This is a genomic window from Skermanella stibiiresistens SB22, from assembly GCF_000576635.1.
GTDB classification, from domain to species: domain Bacteria; phylum Pseudomonadota; class Alphaproteobacteria; order Azospirillales; family Azospirillaceae; genus Skermanella; species Skermanella stibiiresistens.
On record NZ_AVFL01000002.1, the window covers coordinates 343,293 to 366,341 of the forward strand.

At 64.9% G+C, this 23,049-nt stretch carries 21 protein-coding genes; all 21 read left to right on the forward strand.

Features of this window, described 5'->3' with window-relative positions:
• Positions 1-12: 12 nt before the first annotated feature.
• The 21 genes from nuoN to rseP all read left to right on the forward strand — a co-directional run bounded on the left by nuoN (position 13) and on the right by rseP (position 22,996).
• The gene (nuoN, locus tag N825_RS04215; RefSeq protein ID WP_037447281.1) at positions 13-1,470 is read left to right on the forward strand and encodes an NADH-quinone oxidoreductase subunit NuoN; all 1,458 of its coding nucleotides are present in this window, start codon (positions 13-15) and stop codon (positions 1,468-1,470) included.
• On the forward strand, positions 1,467-2,288 hold the full coding sequence (locus tag N825_RS04220; RefSeq protein WP_245613003.1) for a biotin--[acetyl-CoA-carboxylase] ligase: 822 nt from the start codon (positions 1,467-1,469) through the stop codon (positions 2,286-2,288). The genes nuoN and N825_RS04220 overlap by 4 nt, the downstream gene beginning before the upstream one ends.
• Before the next feature lies 1 nt (position 2,289).
• Complete coding sequence (locus N825_RS04225) at positions 2,290-3,075, forward strand: type III pantothenate kinase (protein WP_037447283.1); 786 nt, start codon at positions 2,290-2,292, stop codon at positions 3,073-3,075.
• A complete protein-coding gene (locus N825_RS04230) occupies positions 3,072-4,748 on the forward strand; it encodes a ribonuclease J (protein ID WP_051511519.1) in 1,677 nt (558 codons plus the stop codon). Before N825_RS04225 ends, N825_RS04230 begins: the two co-directional genes overlap by 4 nt.
• A gap of 58 nt (positions 4,749-4,806) precedes the next feature.
• Positions 4,807-5,211 carry a methylmalonyl-CoA epimerase gene (gene mce, locus N825_RS04235; RefSeq protein ID WP_037447286.1) on the forward strand — a complete coding sequence of 135 codons (405 nt, stop codon included), beginning with the start codon at positions 4,807-4,809 and terminating at the stop codon, positions 5,209-5,211.
• Positions 5,212-5,214: 3 nt separating this feature from the next.
• Positions 5,215-5,448 (forward strand): DUF1467 family protein, encoded by a 234-nt coding sequence (locus N825_RS04240; protein WP_037447287.1) that lies wholly within the window; start codon positions 5,215-5,217, stop codon positions 5,446-5,448.
• Between the two features lie 24 nt (positions 5,449-5,472).
• Positions 5,473-6,042, forward strand: a complete 570-nt coding sequence (locus tag N825_RS04245) for a DNA-3-methyladenine glycosylase I (RefSeq protein WP_037447288.1) — start codon at positions 5,473-5,475, stop codon at positions 6,040-6,042.
• A gap of 506 nt (positions 6,043-6,548) precedes the next feature.
• On the forward strand, positions 6,549-7,640 hold the full coding sequence (locus tag N825_RS04250; RefSeq protein ID WP_037447290.1) for a BMP family ABC transporter substrate-binding protein: 1,092 nt from the start codon (positions 6,549-6,551) through the stop codon (positions 7,638-7,640).
• Between the two features lie 133 nt (positions 7,641-7,773).
• A complete protein-coding gene (gene proS, locus N825_RS04255; RefSeq protein ID WP_037447292.1) occupies positions 7,774-9,090 on the forward strand; it encodes a proline--tRNA ligase in 1,317 nt (438 codons plus the stop codon).
• Between the two features lie 45 nt (positions 9,091-9,135).
• Positions 9,136-10,380 (forward strand): lipoprotein-releasing ABC transporter permease subunit, encoded by a 1,245-nt coding sequence (locus tag N825_RS04260; RefSeq protein WP_037447295.1) that lies wholly within the window; start codon positions 9,136-9,138, stop codon positions 10,378-10,380.
• The gene (locus tag N825_RS04265) at positions 10,373-11,086 is read left to right on the forward strand and encodes an ABC transporter ATP-binding protein (RefSeq protein WP_051511520.1); all 714 of its coding nucleotides are present in this window, start codon (positions 10,373-10,375) and stop codon (positions 11,084-11,086) included. The genes N825_RS04260 and N825_RS04265 overlap by 8 nt, the downstream gene beginning before the upstream one ends.
• A gap of 89 nt (positions 11,087-11,175) precedes the next feature.
• Positions 11,176-12,036: a dienelactone hydrolase family protein gene (locus tag N825_RS04270; protein WP_037447298.1), complete on the forward strand. Its 861-nt coding sequence runs from the start codon at positions 11,176-11,178 to the stop codon at positions 12,034-12,036.
• A gap of 123 nt (positions 12,037-12,159) precedes the next feature.
• The gene (dnaE, locus tag N825_RS04275; protein ID WP_037447300.1) at positions 12,160-15,654 is read left to right on the forward strand and encodes a DNA polymerase III subunit alpha; all 3,495 of its coding nucleotides are present in this window, start codon (positions 12,160-12,162) and stop codon (positions 15,652-15,654) included.
• 193 nt (positions 15,655-15,847) lie between these two features.
• Positions 15,848-16,663 carry a 30S ribosomal protein S2 gene (gene rpsB, locus N825_RS04280; RefSeq protein ID WP_037447305.1) on the forward strand — a complete coding sequence of 272 codons (816 nt, stop codon included), beginning with the start codon at positions 15,848-15,850 and terminating at the stop codon, positions 16,661-16,663.
• 92 nt (positions 16,664-16,755) lie between these two features.
• A complete protein-coding gene (tsf, locus tag N825_RS04285) occupies positions 16,756-17,688 on the forward strand; it encodes a translation elongation factor Ts (RefSeq protein ID WP_037447308.1) in 933 nt (310 codons plus the stop codon).
• 72 nt (positions 17,689-17,760) lie between these two features.
• Entirely contained in the window at positions 17,761-18,498 is a 738-nt protein-coding gene (pyrH, locus tag N825_RS04290) for a UMP kinase (protein ID WP_037447842.1), read from the forward strand.
• A gap of 6 nt (positions 18,499-18,504) precedes the next feature.
• Complete coding sequence (gene frr / locus N825_RS04295; protein ID WP_037447311.1) at positions 18,505-19,062, forward strand: ribosome recycling factor; 558 nt, start codon at positions 18,505-18,507, stop codon at positions 19,060-19,062.
• A 59-nt stretch (positions 19,063-19,121) separates the two neighbouring features.
• A complete protein-coding gene (locus tag N825_RS04300; RefSeq protein ID WP_245613004.1) occupies positions 19,122-19,799 on the forward strand; it encodes an isoprenyl transferase in 678 nt (225 codons plus the stop codon).
• Positions 19,741-20,601, forward strand: coding sequence for a phosphatidate cytidylyltransferase (locus N825_RS04305; protein WP_051511522.1), 861 nt, complete (start codon positions 19,741-19,743; stop codon positions 20,599-20,601). Before N825_RS04300 ends, N825_RS04305 begins: the two co-directional genes overlap by 59 nt.
• Positions 20,602-20,612: 11 nt before the next feature.
• A complete protein-coding gene (locus tag N825_RS04310; RefSeq protein ID WP_037447315.1) occupies positions 20,613-21,839 on the forward strand; it encodes a 1-deoxy-D-xylulose-5-phosphate reductoisomerase in 1,227 nt (408 codons plus the stop codon).
• A 23-nt stretch (positions 21,840-21,862) separates the two neighbouring features.
• A complete protein-coding gene (gene rseP / locus N825_RS04315) occupies positions 21,863-22,996 on the forward strand; it encodes an RIP metalloprotease RseP (RefSeq protein WP_037447317.1) in 1,134 nt (377 codons plus the stop codon).
• Positions 22,997-23,049 lie beyond the last annotated feature (53 nt).

Below are 23,049 nucleotides of genomic sequence, written 5' to 3' on the forward strand. Positions count from 1 at the left end.
GGAAGAATTCAAATGACCGAATTTCCAGTGCTGACACCGGCCTTGCCGGAGATCTTCATGGCCCTGTCGGCCATCACCCTGCTGATGCTGGGCGTCTTCCGGGGCGATGGCGACACGCGGCTTATCTCGTATCTGACGGTCGGCGTCGAGGTGGTCGCGGCCGTACTGGTGCTGACCGGGTCCGGGGTCCGGGAGGTCACCTTCAGCAACCTCTTCGTCATGGACAGCTTCGGCGCCTTCATGAAGGTGCTGGTGCTGATGGGGTCCGCCCTCTCGGTGCTGGTCTCGATCAACTACATCGAGCGCGAGCAGATGAAGCGGATCGAGTTCCCGGTGCTGATGCTGCTGGCCACCCTCGGCATGATGATGATGGTGTCGGCCAACGACCTCATCTCGCTCTATGTCGGTCTGGAACTGCAGAGTCTGGCCCTCTACGTCCTGGCCGCCTTCCGCCGCGACCACGCGAAATCCAGCGAGGCGGGCCTGAAGTACTTCGTCCTGGGTGCCTTGTCGTCGGGCATGCTGCTGTACGGCGCTTCGCTGGTCTACGGCTTCGCCGGCACCACCAACTTCTCCGTGCTGGCGGATCTGTTCGCCGGCCATGGCCAGCAGGCCGGCCACACCTCGATCGGCTTGATCGCCGGCTTGACCTTCGTCGCGGCGGGTCTCGCCTTCAAGATCTCGGCGGTGCCGTTCCACATGTGGACGCCCGACGTCTACGAGGGCGCTCCGACGCCGGTCACCGCCTTCTTCGCGGTGGCTCCCAAGGTCGCGGCCATCGCCCTGTTCGTCCGTCTCCTGATCGAGCCGTTCGGTTCGATGGTCGACCAGTGGCGCCAGATCATCTACTTCACCGCCTTGGCGTCGATGGTGCTGGGCTCGTTCGCGGCGATCGGACAGACCAACATCAAGCGCCTGATGGCCTATAGCTCGATCGGCCATATCGGCTTCGCGCTGGTTGGCTTGGCGGCCGGCACGGAATTGGGCGTGCGCGGCGTGATGTTCTACATGGCGATCTACATCTTCATGAACATCGGCACCTTCGGCATCATCCTGTGCATGCGCCAGAATGGCCGGATGGTCGAGGAGATCACCGATCTCGCCGGCTTGTCGAAGACGCATCCGATGCTGGCGCTCGCCATGCTGATCTTCATGTTCTCCATGGCCGGCATCCCGCCGGCGGCGGGCTTCTTCGCCAAGCTGTTCGTGTTCCAGGCGGCGATCCAGGCCCACCTGTACTCCCTGGCGATCCTGGGCGTGCTGGCGAGCGTGGTCGGCGCGTTCTACTATCTGCGGATCATCAAGGTCATGTACTTCGATGAGCCGGTGGAACCGCTGGATCGCAACATCAGCGGCGAGATGACCCTGGTCATCGCGGGCACCAGCCTGTTCACGCTGTTGTTCTTCTTCTTCCCGTCGCCGTTGCTCAACGGCGCCGCAGCCGCCGCCGCGTCGCTGTTCGCTGGATGATGGGATCGCCTCCCGCCGACCGGGCGCTCAAGGGCGAGGCGCTCAAGGGGTTGCCGCCGGAATATCGGCTGGTGGCCTACGAGAGCCTGGATAGCACGAATGAGGAAGCCAAGAGATTGGCGCGTGACGAGGGTGCCGGTCACGGCACTCTCGTTTGGGCTTCGCGGCAGACGGCGGGTCGAGGTCGGCGGGGTAGGCCTTGGGCTTCGCCCGAGGGAAATGTCTACGCGAGTTTGATCCTGCGGCCCGGCTGCATGCCGGCCCAGGCGGCCCAGCTATCTTTCGCGACGGCGGGGGCCTTGGCCGACGCGCTCCAGCCATTGCTCCCCGAGGCGGTCTGCCGGTGCAAGTGGCCCAACGACGTGTTGCTGGATGATCGCAAGGTAGCCGGCATCCTGTTGGAGTCGGAGACCGACGCGTCCGGGACCGTCGACTGGCTGGTCGTCGGCGTCGGCATCAACGTCCAGCACTATCCCCCAGACGCCGAGTTCCCAGCCACCTCCCTCCGCGAGGAGTGCGCGCGTCTCGATGAGCCTCGCGCCGTTCTGGTCCGCTTCGCCCAGGCTTTCGCGACATGGTACGAGGTCTGGAAGACCGAGGGTTTCGAGCGGATTCGGGAAGGATGGCTGGAAACGGCGCGGGGTGTCGGTGGCCCGATCACGGTCAGGCTGGCTCACAGTACCCTCGAAGGGGTCTTCGCCGATCTCGACACGGATGGCGCGCTGCTGCTGGAGATGGAGAATGGCGAGCGCCGGCGGATCACCGCCGGCGATGTCTTCTTTCCGGGATTGACCGCCGTTCCGACCGGGAAGGACTGACATGCTGCTCGCGATCGACGCTGGCAACACGAATGTGGTGTTCGCGGTATTCGATGGGGATAGCAAGCAGGGTCAATGGCGGATCTCGACGGATGGGCGCCGCACCGCCGATGAATACGCGGTCTGGCTGACCAGCCTGATGACCATGAAGGGGCTGCGCCGGGAGGACATCGACGCCGCCATCCTCGGCAGCGTCGTGCCCGCCGCGACGTTCAACCTCCAGCGCCTGTGCCGCGATCACTTCGGCGTGGAGCCGATGCGGATCGGCGCACCGGGAGTGCGGCTCGGCATCGAAATCCGGATCGACAATCCGAGGGAGGCCGGCGCCGACCGATTGCTCAACGCGATAGCGGCGGTCGCGACCTATCCGGCGCCGCTGGTCGTGGTCGATATCGGCACGGGGACGACCTTCGACATCGTCGATCGTGATGGTGGCTTCTGCGGCGGCGTGATCGCGCCCGGCCCCAGCCTCGCCCTCGATGCCCTGCACCGTGTGGCGGCGCAGCTGCCCAAGGTCGATATCGTCAGGCCAGCGACCGTCATCGGCAAGGGAACGGTCGGCGCGATGCAGTCGGGCATGTTCTGGGGCTATCTCAGCATGATCGAAGGTCTGCTGACGCGGATAGAGGCCGAATTGTCGCCGACGGGAGACCCGCCCGTGACAGTGATCGTCACCGGGGGACTTGGCGCCCAGTTCGCGGAAGCCACTTCCATGATCGATCACATCGACAACGAACTGACCCTGCGGGGTCTCCTCCTTGTCCATCAACGCAACACGGCTTCATGACATCATCTCCCGATCTCCACCGCCCCGGCTCCGACGAGATCCACTTCCTGCCTCTCGGAGGCTCCGGTGAAATCGGCATGAACCTCAATCTCTATGGTCATGCGGGCAAATGGCTAATGGTGGATCTGGGGATATCGTTCGGCGACGAGACAATGCCGGGCGTCGACGTGATCATGCCTGATCCAACGTTCATCCGCGACCGGCGGGACGATCTGGTCGGGCTGGTGCTGACGCACGCCCATGAGGACCATATCGGTGCCGTGCAATATCTGTGGCCGGAACTTCGCTGCCCCGTCTACGCGACACCGTTCACCGCGTCGGTCCTGCGAGCCAAGCTGGTCGAACGGAACCTCGCCACCAAGGTGGAGATCATCGAGGTACCGCTGTCGGGGCGGTTCCGGGTGGGCCCCTTCGACGTCGAGCTGATCACCGTGACCCATTCCGTCCTGGAGCCGAATGCGCTTGTCCTGCGCACTCCCCTGGGCGCCGTACTGCACACCGGGGATTGGAAGCTCGACCCCGATCCCGTCGTGGGTGCCACCACTGACGAGGCCGCGCTGCGCCGGTTGGGCGACGAAGGCGTGCTGGCGATGGTCTGCGACAGCACCAACGCCATGGTCCCAGGATCCTCGGGTTCGGAGGCGGCCGTCCGGGACAGCTTGGTGAAGCTGTTCGCCACCCTCGAAAACCGCATCGCGATCAGTTGCTTCGCCACCAACGTGGCCCGGCTGGAGAGCATCGCCACCGCCGCGGCGGCGGCTGACCGCAACGTGGCCCTGGTCGGACGCTCCCTCTGGCGGATCAACGAGGCCGCCCGGGCGAACGGCTACCTGAAGGACGTCGCGCCCTTTCTGAGCGAGCGCGACGCCGGGTTCCTGCCGCGCGACAGGACGGTTCTGATCTGCACCGGCAGCCAGGGGGAGCCTCGTTCCGCCTTGTCGAGGATCGCGGCCGACGACCACCCCGAGATCACCCTGGAACGCGGCGACACGGTGATATTCTCGTCACGCGAGATCCCGGGCAACGAGCGGGCGATCGGCAGGGTACAGAACATGCTGATCGGGCAGGGTGTGGAGGTCATCACCGCCGACACGGAGTTCGTCCACGTCTCCGGGCATCCGGCGCGGGACGAACTCACCCGCATGTACCAGTGGGTCCGCCCGAAGCTGGCGGTGCCGATCCATGGCGAGATCCGCCACCAGACCGAGCACGCGCTGCTGGCCCGCAAATGCCAGGTTCCCGACACCATCATTCCGGAGAATGGCTCCATCATCCGGCTGGTTCCCGGTCCGGCCGAGGTGGTAGGGCAGGTCCAGCACGGCCGCCTCGCACTTGACGGCAAGCGGATCGTGCCCTTGGACGCCGGAGTGATGCGGGGCCGGCATCGCATGATGTACAACGGCGCGGCGGTCGCCACCCTGGTGATGAACGCCGCCGGTGAGTTGGTGAGCCCGCCGCAGGTCACCGCCATGGGCGTGGTCGAGGGACCCGAGGCGGCAGATATCCTGGGCGAGGTCGCCCACGCCGTGGGCAAGGCGGTGGAGGAACTGCCCCAACCGACCCGACTGGACGACGAGGCGGTCCGCCAAGCCGCCCGTATCGCGGTTCGCCGCGCCTTCAACGCCAGCCAGGGCAAAAAGCCGCTCACGGAAGTGCATCTGGTTCGGCTATAGGAAGGGCGCTCCGGCCGCGATACGCCGGCTTCGATTACGAAAACAGGGGAACCCGCGCATGATCGGCAAACTCAACCATGTGGCGATCGCCGTGCCTGATCTCGAAAAGGCGACGGCGCTCTACCGCGATACTCTTGGTGCCACCGTCTCGGCTCCGATCGACCAGCCAGCCCATGGGGTCACGGTGGTCTTCGTGGAATTGCCGAACACCAAGATCGAGTTGCTGTATCCGCTGGGCGAGACCAGCCCGATCGCCAAGTTCCTGGCCGGCAACCCGTCGGGCGGCATCCATCACGTCTGCTACGAGGTGCCGGACATCCTTGTGGCTCGCGACAAGATGAAGGCGGACGGCGCCCGCGTATTGGGTGATGGCGAGCCGAAGATCGGCGCCCACGACAAGCCGGTGCTCTTCCTGCATCCCAAGGATTTCCTAGGCACTCTGGTGGAACTGGAACAGGCCTGACACATGGGTTGGATCAGTGGCATCGCCGTCTACTTCGTCGTTTGGTGGACGGTTCTCTTCGCGGTTCTGCCGTGGGGATCCCACGCTCCGGAACGGGCCGAGCCCGGCATGGCGGATGGCGCTCCCGCCAAGCCGCGGATCGGCCTCAAATTCGCCGTGACCACGGCGGTATCGGCCGTGATCTGGCTGCTCATCCATCTGACCGTCACGTCCGGTCTGATCTCCTTCCGGACGTGAGCCCACCAGGGAAAGCATCGTGGCATGGCCATGACCTATTGCGAGGCGGCGCCGGGACATCCTTGGCACGGCCCCTATCACGACACCGAATACGGCTTTCCGTCGGCTGACGAGCGCGTGCTGTTCGAGCGCCTTGTCCTCGAGATCAACCAAGCGGGTCTGTCGTGGCTGACGATCCTGAAGAAACGGGCGGCCTTCGCCGCCGCCTTCGAGAACTACGACGTGGATCGGGTCGCGGAGTATGGCGAGGAGGAGCGCGCCCGATTGCTGGCCGACGCGGGGATCATCCGCAACCGGCTCAAGGTGGACGCGGTGATCGAGAACGCCAAACGCGTCCGCGCCTTGCGGGACAGCCATGGGGGATTCGCAGGTTGGTTGGACGCCCACCACCCGATGGACAAGGCCGGTTGGGTCAAGCTCTTCAAGGGCCAGTTCCGCTTCACCGGGGGGGAGATCGTCAACGAGTTTCTGATGAGCCTCGGTTACCTGCCGGGCGCCCATCATTTGGGCTGCCCAGTCGAAACACAGATCGCAACGCTCGATCCGCCCTGGATTCGAGCCCGACGGGCTGGGTACACCGGTTACGGAGCCTAAAAAACAGGCTTAACCATGGATGAAACTCGCTCAATCGCATACAAAATGGGCAAAAGAGCAAGAAAATGAGCAAAAGAAAAGGCGAGCCCCATTTTGTGGCTTGCCTTGCTCAGTCGCTCATACAATAATTTTTATCGCTGAGAGGGTTTATCCCTCTTACCGACGCCTGGTGGCGATTCCTCCCTAACTTCGGGCCGCGCTGCGGTGACAGCGCGGTCCTTTTTCTTTTTGTGGGCGAGACACTACGCCTTCACTTGGGCAACGTCACCCATTTTTTGCCTAAAATCACGATGTCATGCCGCGTCCCTAACCAAAACTCGGCCAGGATCCCCCGTGGCTTCCGGTTGGTGGCGGCTTGGTCGAGTTGATGCGACGAGCGTTAGGTCCTTCATCGAAATCACCGCTTCCAAGGTCGCTCGCGGGCATTCATTCTGCATCACGGCACGCGCGGCGTTATATCAAACCGGACCGCGCCTAGATCGGCTTTCTCGGAGGGAAAAACAAAAATGCTCAACAGACGTCAGTTCGGACTTTCGGTGGCTGGGACCGCCGCGGCTCTCGGTGTCGGTCCGATGGTGGGACGGGCGATCGCCGCCGATAAGCTGAAAGTCGGATTCGTCTATGTCGGCCCGGTGTCGGACCATGGCTACAGCTATCAGCATGATCTTGGACGGAAGCACGTCGCCGAGCATTTCGGCGACCGGGTCGAGACGACCTATGTCGAGAACGTCGCCGAGGGCCCTGACACCGAGCGCGTCATCAACCAGCTCGCCGCCGGCGGCTGCGGCCTGATCTTCACCACCTCGTTCGGCTTCATGAACCCGACCTTGAAGGTCGCCCAGCGATTCCCCAAGGTCAAGTTCGAGCACGCGACGGGATACAAGCGAGCCGCCAACGTCGCGACCTATTCCGGCCGATTCTACGAGGGACGCACCGTCTGTGGCCTGATCGCGGGCAAGCTGACCAAGTCGAATATCATCGGCTATATCGGCTCCTTCCCGATCCCCGAGGTCGTCAGCGGCATCAACGCCTTCACGCTGGCGCTGCGGAGCGTCAACCCGCAAGCCCAGGTCCGCGTCGTATGGGTCAACAGCTGGTATGATCCGGGCAAGGAGGCGGCCGCCGCCAAGGCGCTGATCGACCAGGGCGCCGACATCCTGTCGCAGCACACCGACAGCCCGGCGCCGATCCAGGAGGCGGAGGCCCGAGGCATTTACGCGTTCGGCCAGTCGTCCGACATGTCGCGCTTCGGACCCAAGGCGCATCTCACCTCCATCGTCGACGACTGGACGCCTTATTACATCCAGCGCGTCCAGGCGGTGCTCGACGGCACCTGGAAATCCGAGGACTACTGGGGCGGCCTCGCCACGGGGACGGTTATCCTGCCGCCGTTCAATCCGTCGATCCCGGAGGACGTCAGGGCGCTTGCCACCAAGGCGGTCGAGGATATCAAGTCCGGCGCCCTGCATCCCTTCACCGGACCGATCAAGGACCAGTCGGGCAAGGTCGTCGTCGCGGAGGGCAAGACCGCGACGGATCCCGAGATCCTGTCGATGGCCTACTACGTCGAGGGGGTCCAGGGCACGCTGCCCAAGTAACCACCTTCCTCGTTCTCCGGCGCCGGGGGTTCGCTGACCACCCCCGGCATGGACTTAACCGCCGCCATTGCCTACAGTCCCCCTCGATCGGACTGGCCATGGGCCGGTCGTCCCCGAGCCCGTGAGTATTCCAATGCGGTTGTCCGCCTACTTCCTGCCCACCCTCAAGGAAAACCCCAACGAGGCGCAGATCGTCTCGCATCGGCTGATGCTGCGCGCCGGCATGGTCCGGCAGACCAGCGCCGGCATCTACGCCTGGTTGCCGTTGGGGTTTCGCGTCCTCAAGAAGATCGAGCAGATCGTCCGCGAGGAGCAGAACGCGGCGGGCGCGCAGGAACTGCTGATGCCGACGATCCAACCGGCCGAGTTGTGGAAGGAGAGCGGGCGCTACGACGATTACGGCAAGGAGATGCTGCGCATTCGCGACCGGCATGAGCGCGAGATGCTGTTCGGCCCGACCAACGAGGAGATGATCACCGACATCTTCCGTTCGGCGGTCAAGAGCTATCGTGATCTGCCGCGCAATCTCTACCACATCCAGTGGAAGTTCCGCGACGAGATCCGCCCCCGATTCGGCGTGATGCGCGGGCGCGAGTTCCTGATGAAGGACGCCTACTCCTTCGATCTGGACGCCGACGGCGCCCGCCGGTCTTATCAGAAGATGTTCCTGGCCTATCTGCGGACTTTCGCCCGCCTGGGCATGAAGGCCATCCCGATGCAGGCGGACACCGGGCCGATCGGCGGCGATCTCAGCCACGAGTTCATCATCCTGGCGGAAACCGGCGAGAGCGGGGTGTTCTGCGACAAGGAGTGGCTGGACTTGGACGTGCTCGCCAGCGCGCCGGGGTTCGACGACGACCTGACGCCCTTCTTCGAGAAATACACCAACATCTACGCGGCGACCGACGAGAAGCACGATCCCGCGACCTCGCCGCTCAAGCCCGAGGAACTGGTCAGCGCGCGCGGAATCGAAGTTGGCCACATCTTCTACTTCGGCACCAAATACTCGGCCCCGCTTGGCGCGGTGGTGGCCGGGCCGAACGGTGAGCAGATCACCGTCGAGATGGGCTCCTACGGCATCGGCGTGTCCCGCTTGGTGGGTGCCATCATCGAGGCCAGCCACGACGACGCTGGCATCATCTGGCCGGACGAGGTGGCGCCCTTCAAAGTCGGCTTGATCAACCTCAAGACGGGCGACGCCGACTGCGACCGAGCTTGCGACGAGCTCTATCGCGACCTCCAGGCCGCCGGGGTCGAGGTGCTGTACGACGACCGCAACGAGCGGGCGGGCGCCAAGTTCGCCGACATGGACCTGATCGGCCTTCCTTGGCAACTGACCGTCGGGCCGCGCGGCCTGAAGAACGGCGTCGTCGAGATGAAGCGGCGGGCCACGGGCGAGCGCGAGGAACTGCCGCGCGACGCGGCGTTCTCCAAGTTGACCGCCGCCTGACCCGGTCCATCACAGCGAACAAACGTCCATAAAGGCCTTCAAGGCATGATCTTCGGCGCTTTCGAACGCATGGTCGCGATGCGCTATCTCCGCGCGCGGCGGCAGGAAGGCTTCATCTCGGTGATCGCGGGCTTCTCGCTGCTGGGCATTGGCCTCGGCGTCGCGACCCTGATCATCGTGATGGCCGTCATGAACGGCTTCCGCTCCGAACTGCTTGGCCGAGTCCTCGGGCTGAACGGCCACATGAACGTCTACGCCTTGCAGGGGCCGCTGCCGGATTACGGCCCGCTGGCCGATCGGCTGCGGCAGGTACCCGGCGTCCGATCGGTGACGCCCACGGTCGAGGCGCAGGCATTGGTGACGGTGCGCGGGGTATCGTCCGGGGCGATCGTTCGCGGCATCAAGCCGGAGGATTTCCGCGTTCGTCCCACCGTGTCCAACCACGTGGTCAGGGGATCGCTCGATAATTTCGAGGGCGAGACCGTGGCGATCGGCATCCGCATGGCCCAGCGGTTGGGGCTCGCCATCGGCGACCAGTTGACGCTGATCAGCCCACAGGGCAACACCAGCGCGTTTGGCACCGTGCCCAGGATGCGCGCCTACACCATCGGCGCCATCTTCGACGTCGGCATGTTCGAGTACGACAACAACTTCATCTTCATGCCGCTTCCGGCGGCTCAGCTGTTCTTCCGGGTGCCGGATGCCGTCACGACGCTGGAACTGATGGTCGACCAGCCGCGGCTGATCTGGCAATACCGGGCTCCGGTCCAGGAGATCCTGGGTGGACGGGCGCGGCTGGTCGACTGGCAGCAGTCCAACGCCAGCTTCTTCAACGCCCTGCAAGTCGAGCGGAACGTCATGTTCCTGATCCTGACGCTGATCATCGTGGTCGCCGCGTTCAACATCATTTCCAGCATGATCATGCTGGTGAAGGACAAGGGCAGGGACATCGCCATCCTCCGCACCATGGGGGCGACGCGTGGCATGATCCTCCGCATCTTCTTCCTGAGCGGCGCCAGCATCGGCGTGATCGGGACCCTGTTCGGCTTGGTCATGGGCGTCGCCTTCGCCGACAATATCGAGGCGATCCGCCAATTCATCCAGAACATCATCGGGACCGAGCTATTCTCCGCCGAGATCTACTTCCTGACGCAGCTTCCGGCGGAGATCGACTGGGGCGAGGTGGCCCGGGTCGTGCTGATGGCGCTTGGGCTGTCCTTCGGTGCGACGATCTACCCGGCCTGGCGGGCGGCCAAGCTCGATCCGGTCGAGGCGTTGCGCTATGAGTGACAAACCCACAAGTGTCTCCACCTCGGCCGCCGAGCCGATGATCCAAATCGATGGGCTGGTCAGGACGTTCAAGCAGGCCGGCGAGACGCTCAACGTGCTGCGCGGCGCCTCGCTGCGGGTCGAGGGAGGCGAGTTGGTGGCGCTGGTCGGGCCCTCGGGCGCCGGCAAGTCGACCTTGCTGCACATCGCGGGCTTGCTGGAAAAGGCTGACGCCGGAGAAATCCGGGTCGGCGGCAAGCTGGCCAACGCCTTGTCCGACGCCGAACGGACGGCATTGCGCCGGCAGTCGATCGGCTTCGTGTACCAGTTCCACCACCTGCTTCCCGAATTCAGCGCGGTCGAGAACATCGTGCTGCCGCAGATGATTTCCGGCATCGCGAAATCGGTCGCGCGAAAGCGGGCCATGGAACTGCTTGAGCTGGTCGGATTGGGCGCCCGCGCGTCGCACCGGCCCGCCCGTTTGTCGGGTGGCGAGCAGCAGCGGGTCGCCATCGCCCGCGCGCTGGCCAATCGGCCCAAGCTGCTGATCGCGGACGAGCCAACCGGAAACCTCGACCACAAGACGGCGGAGGATGTCTTCGCCGTCCTTGCCAACCTTGTCCGTGGCGGCGATTTCGGCGCGCTGGTCGCGACCCACAACCTGGATCTCGCCGCCCGGATGGACCGCATCCTGGAGCTTCGGGACGGTGTGCTGGTCCAGCACTGAGCGATGCGTTACCCTCCTGTTGGGCAGGCTCCCGGACCTCGCCAGGATTTAGGGTGCCGGCCCCAACATGACGGGAGGGAGACGCGGCGATGGACCAGAAAATCATCGAGCTTTATGACGAGTACACCCACGCGCCGCTGGACCGGCGGGTCTTCATCCGCAGGCTGACGACTCTGGCCGGGAGCGCCGCCGCCGCTTCCGCGTTGCTGCCCCTCTTGGAAAACAACTACGCGCAGGCCCAGATCGTACCCGCCGACGACGACCGTCTGGAGACCTCCCGCGTCACGTGGCCGGGCGCGTCCGGTGAGCTGAAGGGCTACCTGGCCAAACCGAAGGGGGCCGACAAGCTGCCGGCGGTCATCGTCATCCACGAGAACCGCGGCTTGAACCCCCATATCGAGGACATCGTCCGCCGCATGGCACTCGAAGGCTTCCTCGTGCTGGGTCCCGATATGCTCAGCCCCCTGGGCGGCACGCCAGCCGACGAGGATCAGGCGCGAACCATGATCGGCCAGCTCAATGGTCGGCAGACCGTGGACAACCTTACCCAGACCATCGCCTATCTGCGCGGCCACGCGGACTCCACCGGGAAGGTCGGCGCTGTCGGCTTCTGCTGGGGTGGCGGCATGGTGAACGCGCTCGCGACGGCATCCCCCGATCTGGCGGCCGGGGTGGTCTACTATGGCCGCACGCCGCCCTTGGAGTCGGTGCCGAATATCCGCGCCAAGCTGCTGCTCAACCACGCGGGGCTGGACACCGGCATCAACGAGAACCTGCCCGCCTATGAGGCGGCCCTGAAGAAGGCGAACGTCGATTACCGGCTTCACGTCTATCCCGATGTCAATCACGCCTTCAATAACGACACCAACGCGGCGCGTTACGACGCCACGGCGGCGCGGCTGGCCTGGGACCGGACGACCGCGTTCTTGAAGCAAAATCTGTCAAGCTGATCGCGCTCAGGGGGCTGGCCGGCTTGCTGGAAACGCGCGTCAAGCGAAACTTGAGCATGACGTGGCCCCCAACGCTTGGCATGCTGCCGCCTTCCAGACCGGAACCATCAGAGATACGACCGCATGCCGATCGCCGATTTCGTCCATCTGCGCGTCCACTCCGCCTATTCCCTCTCGGAGGGGGCGATCAAGATCAAGGAATTGGTCAAGATCTGCCAGAAGAAGGAGATGCCAGCGGTTGCCGTGACCGATACCGGCAACCTGTTCGGCGCGCTGGAGTTCTCGCTGGCGGCGATGGACTCGGGCGTGCAGCCGATCCTGGGCTGTCAGCTCGGCATCCGGCGTGTCGGACCCGCCGCCAATGGCGGTGGCAAGCCTGTCGGCAAGGGCCTGAACCTGCCCGATCAGCTGGTGCTCCTGGTCCAGTCGGAGGTCGGTTACCAGAACCTGATGAAGCTGATCAGCAAGGCGTTCATGGAGAGCGACCCGATGTCGGCTCCCCAGTTGACGCTGGATGATCTGGAGGGCTTCACCGACGGCTTGATCGCCTTGACCGGCGGCCCGTCGGGCTCGATCGGCCGTCTGTTCGGCGAGGGGCACAAGCCCGCCGCGCGCGAGGTCGCCGAAAAGCTCGCCCTGTTGTTCCCCAACCGACTCTATGTCGAACTGATGCGGCATGGCTTGGCGATCGAGGACAGGATCGAGCCGGACTTGGTTGATCTGGCCTACGCCCTGGATTTGCCGCTGGTCGCCACCAACGACTGCTTCTTCTCGACCGAGGATATGTACGAGGCCCACGACGCGCTGCTCTGCATCGCCGAGGGCTCCTACGTGGTCGAGGCCGAGCGGCGCCGGCTGACACCGGAGCACCGCTTCAAGTCGGCCGAGGAGATGCGGGCGCTGTTCGCCGACCTGCCCGAGGCGGTTGACAACACGCTGGTCATCGCGCGCCGCTGCGGCTACCTGCTGAAGCCGATCAAGCCGATCCTGCCAGCGTTCCAAGCCGCGGCCGAGGGCGGGCGGACCGAGCCGGAGGAACTTCGATTGCAGGCCCACGAGGGCCTGACGATGCGGCTGGAGAAGCAGGTCCTCACGGCGGAGATGACCGCGGAGGAACGCGCCGAGGTGGAGAAGACCTATCGCGACCGGCTCGACTTCGAGCTGAACGTGATCGAGAACATGAAGTTTCCCGGCTACTTCCTGATCGTCTCCGACTTCATCAAATGGGCCAAGCGGCACGACATTCCGGTCGGGCCGGGCCGCGGCTCCGGTGCCGGGTCGGTGGTCGCGTGGTCGCTGACCATCACCGATCTGGACCCCCTGCGGTTCGGCCTGCTGTTCGAGCGGTTCCTCAACCCCGAACGCGTGTCGATGCCCGACTTCGACATCGACTTCTGCCAGGACCGCCGGGACGAGGTGATCCGCTACGTGCAGGGCTATTACGGTCACGACCGGGTCGCCCAGATCATCACCTTCGGTAAGCTCCAAGCGCGCGCCGTGCTGCGCGACGTCGGCCGCGTGCTTCAAATGCCCTATGGGCAGGTCGACAAGATCTGCAAGCTGGTGCCCAACAACCCGGCCAACCCCGTGACGCTGGGGCAGGCGATCGACGGCGAGCCAATGCTGCAGCAGGCGCGCGACTCCGACGATTCGGTGCGCCGATTGATCGAGATAGCTCTTCGCCTGGAGGGGCTGTTCCGCCACGCCTCGACCCACGCGGCGGGCGTGGTGATCGGCGACAGGCCGCTCGACCAGCTGGTGTCGCTCTACCGCGATCCGCGGTCGGACATGCCGGTCACCCAGTTCAACATGAAATATGTCGAGCAGGCCGGGCTGGTCAAATTCGACTTCCTCGGCCTGAAGACGCTGACCGTGCTCCAGCGCGCGGTCGAGCTGATCGTCGAGCGCGGCGACGAGATCGACCTGACCAACCTGCCGCTGGATGACGTCAAGACCTACGAGATGATGTCGCGCGGCGAGACGACCGGCGTGTTCCAGCTTGAAAGTTCGGGCATGCGCGACGTCCTGCGCCGCCTCAAGCCGAACCGGTTCGACGACATCATCGCCTTGGTGTCGCTCTATCGTCCCGGTCCCATGGACAACATCCCGACCTACATCGCCGTCAAGAACGGCGAGAAGGAACCGGACTACATGCACCCCTGGCTGGAGCCGATCCTGAAGGACACCTTCGGGATCATGATCTATCAGGAGCAGGTCATGCAGATCGCCCAGGTGCTGTCGGGTTACTCGCTCGGCGGCGCCGACCTGCTGCGCCGCGCCATGGGCAAGAAGAACCAGGCCGAGATGGATGCCCAGCGCAAGCAGTTCATCGACGGTGCGGTCTCCAAGGGAGTCGATGGCGATCAGGCCGGGCTGATCTTCGACCAAGTCAACAAGTTCGCCGGCTACGGCTTCAACAAGTCCCACGCAGCCGCCTATGCCTTGGTCGCCTATCAGACCGCGTTCTTGAAGGCCAATTATCCGGTCGAATTCCTGGCGGCGTCGATGACGCTCGACCTCGGCAACACTGACAAGTTGAACACCTTCCGGCAGGAACTGGTCCGCTTGAAGATCCGGCTGCTGACCCCGGACATCAACAAGTCCAATCCCGTCTTCCGGGTCGAGGTGGCGCCGGACGGCGAACGGGCGATCCGCTACGCCTTGGCGGCGGTCAAGGGCGTCGGCATGCCGGCGATGGAGGCCCTGGTCGCGCAACGCGAGTCCGGCGGCCGGTACACCGACCTGTTCGATCTGGCCCGCCGGCTCGACACCAAGGTGATCAACAAGCGCCAGCTGGAGAACCTGACCTGCGCCGGCGCGTTCGACGCCCTCAACGCCAACCGGCGTCAGGTTCATGGCGGCATCGAGACGCTGATCCGCTACGCCCAGGCGGCGGCCGCCGAGCGGGACAGCGGGCAGTCCAGCCTGTTCGGTGGAGGCGGCGGAGTCGCGCTGACGGTGCCCGACCTTCCCAAGGTGCCTGATTGGGACCAACTCGACCGGCTGTCGCATGAGTTCGCCGCAATCGGCTTCTACCTGTCGGCGCACCCGTTGGACGGGTTCGCCAAGCCGCTGTCGCGGCTGCGTGTCGTCAACTCGGCGGACCTGCTGAAGCGGGCCACGGGCGGTGGCTCGACCCGCTTCCCGATGGCCGGCGTGGTGATCAACCGGCAAGAGCGGGTGGCCAAGAGTGGCAACCGGTTCGCCTTCGTCAGCCTGTCGGATGCCACCGGCGTCTATGAGGTGACCCTGTTCTCCGAACTGCTGGCGACCTCGCGGGAACTGCTCGAGCCCGGCAAGAGTGTCGTCCTGCTGGTCGATGTCCAGGTCTCGGGCGAGGATCTGCGGCTGACCTGCCACGACGTCAAGCCGCTGGAGGACGAGGTCGCGAGGGCGGCCGAGGGACTACAGATCATCCTCAGCCAGCCCGACGCGGCGCCCCACCTGCGGAAGATCCTCGACCAGATCGGCCGGGGGCGCGGCAAGATCTCGATCCTGGTTGATGTCGGCGGCATGCGGGAGGCGGAAATCGCCCTGCCCGGAGCCTACGCCGTGTCGGCGAAAGGCAGGGCGGCGATCAAGGCGATCCAGGGTGTCGCCGACGTGCTCGATCTCTAGGCGGCGACCCTCGCCGCCTGCCACGGCGCACGCGGATATGGTTGCCAAACGCGAGGCGGCGGGCTATCTATCGCGCGTCGCAAAACCTCACGCGGGCTTGCGGTTCACCGACCCATAGGTCGGCGACCCGCTCCGGTGTCCACATTCCGTGGACCACGCCCGCGGCGGAGTAACCGGAAAAGGACTGTTTTCCATGCCGATGCCCTCATTCACCATGCGCCAGCTCCTGGAAGCCGGCGTCCACTTCGGCCACCACACGCGCCGTTGGAACCCGAAGATGCAGCCGTACATCTTCGGCATCCGCAATGGTGTCCACATCATCGACCTCGAGCAGACCGTCCCCATGCTGCACCGCGCCATGACGGCGGTGCGTGACGTGGTGGCCGGTGGCGGTCGCGTCCTGTTCGTCGGCACCAAGCGCCAGGCTCAGGAGAAGGTCGCCGACTCCGCCTCGCGTTGCGGCCAGTACTATGTCAACCATCGTTGGCTCGGCGGCATGCTGACCAACTGGAAGACGATCTCCCAGTCGATCAAGCGCCTGCGCGAGATGGAAGAGCGCCTTCAGGACACCAACATCGGCCTGACCAAGAAGGAAACGCTCCAGCTCACCCGCGAGCGTGACAAGCTCGAGCGCGCGCTCGGCGGCATCAAGGAGATGGGTGGCCTGCCGGACATCCTGTTCATCATCGACACCAACAAGGAGTCGATCGCTGTCCAGGAAGCCAACAAGCTGGGCATTCCGGTCGTCGCGGTGATCGACAGCAACTCGAACCCGGATGGCATCGCGTTCCCGATCCCGGGCAACGACGACGCGCTGCGCGCCATCGATACCTACTGCGAACTCGTCGCCGGCTCCGTGCTCGACGGCCTGCAGGCCGAGATGATCGCGTCCGGCATCGACGTGGGCGAGCAGGAGGAAGGCGTCGAGGAAGACCTGCCGACCGAAGAGGAAGCCGCCGCCGCCCCGGTCGAGGGCGAGGCCGCCGTCTCGGAAGGCGCCCAGGCCTGATCCGCCAGATCGGGCAACCGGGCGCTGGAAGGCGTCCGGTTGCCCTTATTTTTATGCTTAGATTAGACTGATCATTCAGGAAGAGGTCCCAGATGGCCGAAATCACAGCCTCTCTCGTCAAGGAACTGCGCGAGAAGACCGGCGCCGGTATGATGGACTGCAAGAAGGCGCTGACCGAGACGTCGGGCGACCTTGAAGGTGCCGTCGACTGGCTGCGTAAGAAGGGCCTCGCCGCCGCCGCCAAGAAGGCTGGCCGGGTCGCCGCCGAGGGCTTGGTCGCGGTCGCCACCGCCGACACCGTCGGCACCGTGGTCGAGGTGAATTCCGAGACCGACTTCGTCGCCCGCAACGATCGTTTCCAGGCGTTCGCCTCCCAGGTGGCGCAGCTGGCGCTTCAGGGCGACGGCACGATCGAGTCGCTGCAGCAGGCGGCCTTCCCCGGCACCGAGCGGACCGTCGGCGAGGAAGTCACCAACATGGTGGCGACCATCGGTGAGAACATGAATCTGCGCCGCGTCTCCCGGATCGCCGTCGGCGACGGCGTCGTCGCCAGCTACGTCCACAACGCGCTCGCTCCGAATTTGGGCAAGATCGGCGTCCTGATCGGCCTGGAGTCGACTGGTGACCGCGCCCGTCTGCTCGATCTCGGCAAGCAGATCGCCATGCACATCGCCGCCGCCCGCCCCGAGGCGGTCAATATCGAGGATGTCGATTCGACGGCTCTCGATCGCGAGCGGAACGTCCTGGCCGATCAGGCGCGCGCCAGTGGCAAGCCGGAAGAGATCATCGCGAAGATGGTCGAAGGCCGGTTGCGCAAGTACTATGAGGAAGTGGTCCTGCTGGAGCAGGTCTACGTGATCGACGGCGAGAACAAAGTCCGCAAGGTTGTCGACGCAGTCGCCAAGGAGATCGGCGCCCCGATCAAGATCGTGGGCTTCAGCCGCTTCGTCCTCGGCGAAGGCATCGAGAAGGAACAGTCGGACTTCGCCGCCGAAGTCGCCGCGCAGGCGAACGTCGGCCGCTAAGGCCGGCCACTGGGGCCCTCCGCCGCCGGGATTCGACGACCGCTGACTTGGGGAATATTGCTGATGACTGCGATGGAGGGGGCGATGCCCACCAACGCCCGGTATGGTCGCGTCTTGCTGAAGATCTCGGGCGAGGCGCTGATGGGAAATCGGGAATACGGGCTCGACCCCGAGATCGTCGCTCGCGTCGCCGACGAGGTTCACTCGGTCGTCGGCATGGGCGTCGAGGTTTGCCTCGTGATCGGTGGTGGCAATATCTTCCGTGGCGTCTCGGGTGCCGCGACCGGTATGGAGCGGGCGACCGCCGACTACATGGGAATGCTGGCGACGGTGATCAACGCGCTCGCGATGCAGAGCGCGCTTGAGCGCCGCGGCGTCCAGACCCGTGTCCAGTCGGCGATCCCGATGGCCAGCGTCTGCGAGCCCTATATCCGTCGGCGCGCGGTGCGCCACATGGAGAAGGGCAGGGTGGTGATCTTCGGTGCCGGAACCGGTAACCCGTTCTTCACGACCGATACCGCCGCCGCGTTGCGCGCCTCCGAAATGGGCTGCGACGCGCTGCTCAAGGGAACCAAGGTGGATGGCGTCTACTCCGCCGATCCCAACAAGGATCCGTCGGCTCAGCGTTTCGAGACGTTGACCCACCTCGAGGTCCTGGCGAAGGATCTACAGGTGATGGACGCCTCCGCCATTTCGCTGGCGCGCGAGAATAAAATTCCCATCCTTGTGTTCTCGATCCACACGGCCGGGGCCTTCGCCGAAGTCATGGCGGGGCGCGGCAAGTTCACGATCATCACGGAAGAGGGCTGAACCACCGTGGCCGACCCTGATATTGACGATCTAAGCCGCCGCATGGACGGCGCCTTGGACGCGCTGTTCAAGGAATTCGGCGGACTGCGCACCGGACGCGCTTCCGCCAGCCTGCTGGACCCCATCACCGTCGAGGCCTATGGCCAGCGGATGCCACTCAACCAGGTCGGCACCGTCAACGTGCCCGAAGCGCGCCTGATCACGGTCCAGGTTTGGGACCGCGGCATGGTCAAGGCCGTGGAGAAAGCCATCCGCGACGGCGGATTGGGCCTCAACCCCCAGACCGACGGGCAGAACGTCCGTGTGCCGATTCCCGACTTGAACCAGGAACGCCGCACCGAGTTGTCGAAGGTGGCGTCGCGCTACGCGGAACATGCCCGTGTCGCCGTGCGCAACGTGCGCCGCGATGGCATGGACATGCTGAAGCGCCTGGAGAAGAATGGCGACATCAGCCAGGATGAACAGAAAACTTGGGCCGACGAGGTCCAGTCCATGACCGACGCTCACATCAAGAAGATCGACGAAGCGCTTGCGGCCAAGGAAAAAGAGATCATGCAGGTCTGACCTCGATGCAGGGGACTTCGACCACCACGGGCGCTTTACCGCGGCACGTAGCGATCATCATGGACGGTAACGGCCGTTGGGCGAAAGCCCGGGGCCTGCCGCGGACCGCTGGCCATCGCAAGGGCATAGAGGCGGTTCGGCGGACGGTCGAGGCCGCCCGCGAGCTGGGCATCCCCTATCTCACCATGTTCGGCTTCTCGTCGGAGAACTGGCGCCGGCCGGAAGGCGAGATCTTCGACCTGATGCAATTGCTGCGGTTCTATCTGCGCAGCGAGATCGCCGAACTTCACAAGAATGGGGTCCGCCTGCGGGTGATCGGTGATCGCTCGCGCCTGTCCGCCGACATCGTCACGATGATCGAGAAGGCCGAGGAACTGACTTCGGGCAATCAGGCGCTCAATCTGGTGATCGCGCTGAGCTATGGCGCACGGCAGGAGATCGTCGGCGCCGCGCGCCGGATCGCCCGCGATGTGCTGGAGGGGCGGTTGAGCCCCGAGGATATCACCGAGGAAAGTTTCGCCGCCAATCTGCTGACCCGCGACATCCCGGATCCGGACCTGCTGGTCCGCACCAGTGGCGAGCAGCGGATCAGCAATTTCCTTTTGTGGCAATCGGCCTATACCGAGTTGGTCTTCGTCGATACGCTGTGGCCCGACTTCACAAAGCGTGATCTTGAAGATGCAATCCGAGAGTTCAACCAGCGCGACAGGCGCTACGGCGCCGTCGGGACACGTTAAGACGGGAAACCTGCGTACCAGGATCCTGTCGGCGCTGGTTCTCGGGCCGATCGTCCTCGTGGCCGTCTATCTGGGCGGCTGGATATTCGAAGTCCTCATCCTGACCTTCGCCGTGCTGGCGGTGGCCGAATGGACCCGCCTAGTCGAACCGAACCGTTCGGTCCCGATGGCGATCTTGCCGGTCATTGCTGTCGGTGCCGTTCTCTTCGTCGATTTCGTTTACGGCGCGGGACTCTCGCTCCTGCTGGCCGCGGCCCTGACGGCGGCGCTGCTGATTTACGCTTGGGTTTCCCACGCCGCGCACCGCTGGCTGCTGGCTTTCGGCATACCATACATCGCCTTCGGCAGCGTGTCCCTGATCTGGGTCAGGGAGCAGCCGGAGATCGGGTTGGGGCTGCTGATCTACGTGCTGTTCTGCATCTGGGCCACCGATATCGGCGCCTACGCCGCCGGCAAGAGCATCGGCGGTCCCAAGCTGGCGCCTCGCCTCAGCCCCAAGAAAACCTGGGCCGGCCTGATCGGTGGCATGGTCTCCTCGGCCCTGTTCGGCGCGGGCGTGGCGATCGCGTTCGGCGCGGCGATGCCGTGGCTGGCGGCGCTGCTCGGCATGGTTCTCGCGGTCATCGGGCAGATCGGCGACCTGTTCGAGTCGGGCATAAAGAGAAAATACGACGTCAAGGACAGCGGTCACCTCATTCCCGGACATGGCGGCCTGCTCGACCGCGTCGATGGGCTTATCGTCGCAGCGCCGGTCTTCGCGCTGTTCCACGCGACAATTGGGAAAGCTCTCGGATGGTGGTAGCAGGCGCGCGCATGTCCGGCCGGGCCGGAAGTACATCCGACCGGGCGGGAAATACGTCTGGCCCGGAGGGAAGTCCCCGGAGCGTCACGATCCTTGGATCGACGGGATCGGTCGGGCGCAACACGGTCGACCTGATCTCCCGAAACCCCGGGGCCTACACCGTCGAGGCTCTCACGGCGGGTCGCAATGTCGTGCATCTGGTCGAGCAGGCCAAGGCGTTGCGGCCGGCTCTGGCGGTGATCGCGGATCCCGCCGGCTACGAGCCACTGCGGGACGCGCTGGCGGGCAGCGGCATCGAGGTCGCGGCCGGGCCGGAGGCGGTGGTGGAAGCCGCCCAACGGCCCGCCGACTGGGTGATGGCCGCCATCGTCGGCGCCGCCGGCTTGGAGCCCACGCTGGCCGCCGCCCGGCGTGGCGCCATCGTCGCCTTCGCCAACAAGGAGTGCCTGGTCTGCGCCGGTCCGTTGATGATGGATCTCGTGCGGGACTGCGGCGCCACGCTGCTGCCGGTCGACAGCGAGCACAACGCGATCTTCCAAGTCTTCGACTTCGAGCGCCGCTCCTCCGTCCGCCGGCTCCTGCTGACCGCGTCGGGAGGTCCCTTCCGGCGCGCCGACCGCGCCGTGATGGCGGCGGCGACGCCCGAACAGGCTTGCGCGCATCCGACCTGGACGATGGGAGCCAAGATCTCGGTCGACAGCGCCACCATGATGAACAAGGGGCTGGAGATCATCGAGGCGCACTTCCTGTTCGCGCTTCCCGAGGACCGCATCGACGTGGTGGTGCATCCCCAATCCGTCATCCATAGCATGGTCGAATACATCGACGGCTCGGTCCTGGCCCAGCTCGGCACTCCGGACATGCGGACGCCGATCGCTTTCGCCCTGGGGTGGCCGGAACGGATCGAGACTCCGGCGGCCCCGCTTGACCTGATCGGCGCCGGAACCTTGACCTTCGAGGCGCCGGATCCCGAGCGGTTCCCGGCTCTTCGGCTGGCCCGTCACGCCTTGCAAGCTGGGGGCGGCGCTCCTACGATATTGAATGCCGCGAACGAGGTGGCCGTCCAGGCTTTCCTGGAAAAGCGCATCGGTTTCCTGGATATCGAGCGGGTGGTGGAGCGGACGCTGGAGCTGCTGCCACATTCCCGCCTTGATGATCTGGACCATGTGCGCCACATCGACGCGGACGCGCGACGCGAGGCGACCGGGATGTTGACCCGTTTCGCCACTAAAACCTGAGCCGGGGGCGGCGGGAGAACCAAATGGAATTCCTCACTGGTCTGTGGACCTACGTCATCCCTTTCCTGGTCGTCCTGACCGTGCTCGTGTTCGTGCACGAACTCGGCCATTACTGGGTCGCGCGACGCAACGGCGTGCGGATCGAGACCTTCTCGATCGGATTCGGTCCCGAATTGTTCGGGAGAACCGATAAGGCGGGAACCCGCTGGAAGTTCAGCGCCATACCGCTGGGCGGCTACGTCAAGATGTTCGGCGACGCCGACGCCGCGAGCACGCCGAGCGGTGCCGTTCGGACCATGACGGCCGAGGAGAGGGAGGTATCCTTCTTCCATAAGCGCTTGGGCCAGCGCGCGGCGATCGTCGCGGCCGGTCCCATCGCCAATTTCCTGTTCGCGATCATTGGCTTGGCGCTGCTGTTCTCGCTCTACGGCCAGCCCTTCACGCCTGCCGACATCGGCACGGTCCAGGAGAACAGCGCCGCCGCCCGGGCCGGGCTGTTACCGGGCGATGTCATCGTCGAGATCGACGGCCAACCGATCGAACGGTTTGAGGAAGTCCAGCAGATCGTCCGTTTCAATCAAGGCACCGCCCTGGCCGTGGTGATCGAACGGGACGGCGGCCGTCAGCCCATCAGCGTCACACCGGAGATCACCACCGTGACCGACCGGATGGGTAACACCCATTCCATCGGCCTTCTGGGCATCGGCCGCGCCGGCATGGAGTACCGTCGCCACGACCCGCTGACCGCGCTCTGGCAGGCTGGCCGCGAGACGGTCAACCTGACCACAGGGACGCTGGGCGCCGTTGGCCAGATGATCTCGGGCGCGCGGGGCACCGAGGAGCTGGGCGGACCACTCCGTATCGCGCAGATGTCGGGCGAGGTGGCCCAGAGCGGGATCGTCGCGCTGATCTGGTTCATGGCGATCCTGTCGGTCAATCTCGGCCTCATCAACCTGTTCCCCATTCCCATGCTGGACGGCGGCCACTTGTTGTTCTATGCCGTTGAGGCGATCCGTGGTAAGCCGCTCGGCGATAGGGCTCAGGAGTATGGCTTTAGGATTGGATTGGCCTTGGTGCTCACCTTGATGGTCTTCTCGACCTGGAATGATCTGGTGCACCTCCGCGTGGTCGACTTTTTCCGGGGCTTGATTTCCTGAGGGCATTCGGAAGTTATTGGGGGATTCAGTTGGGGCTGAACAGGTTTTTGGCG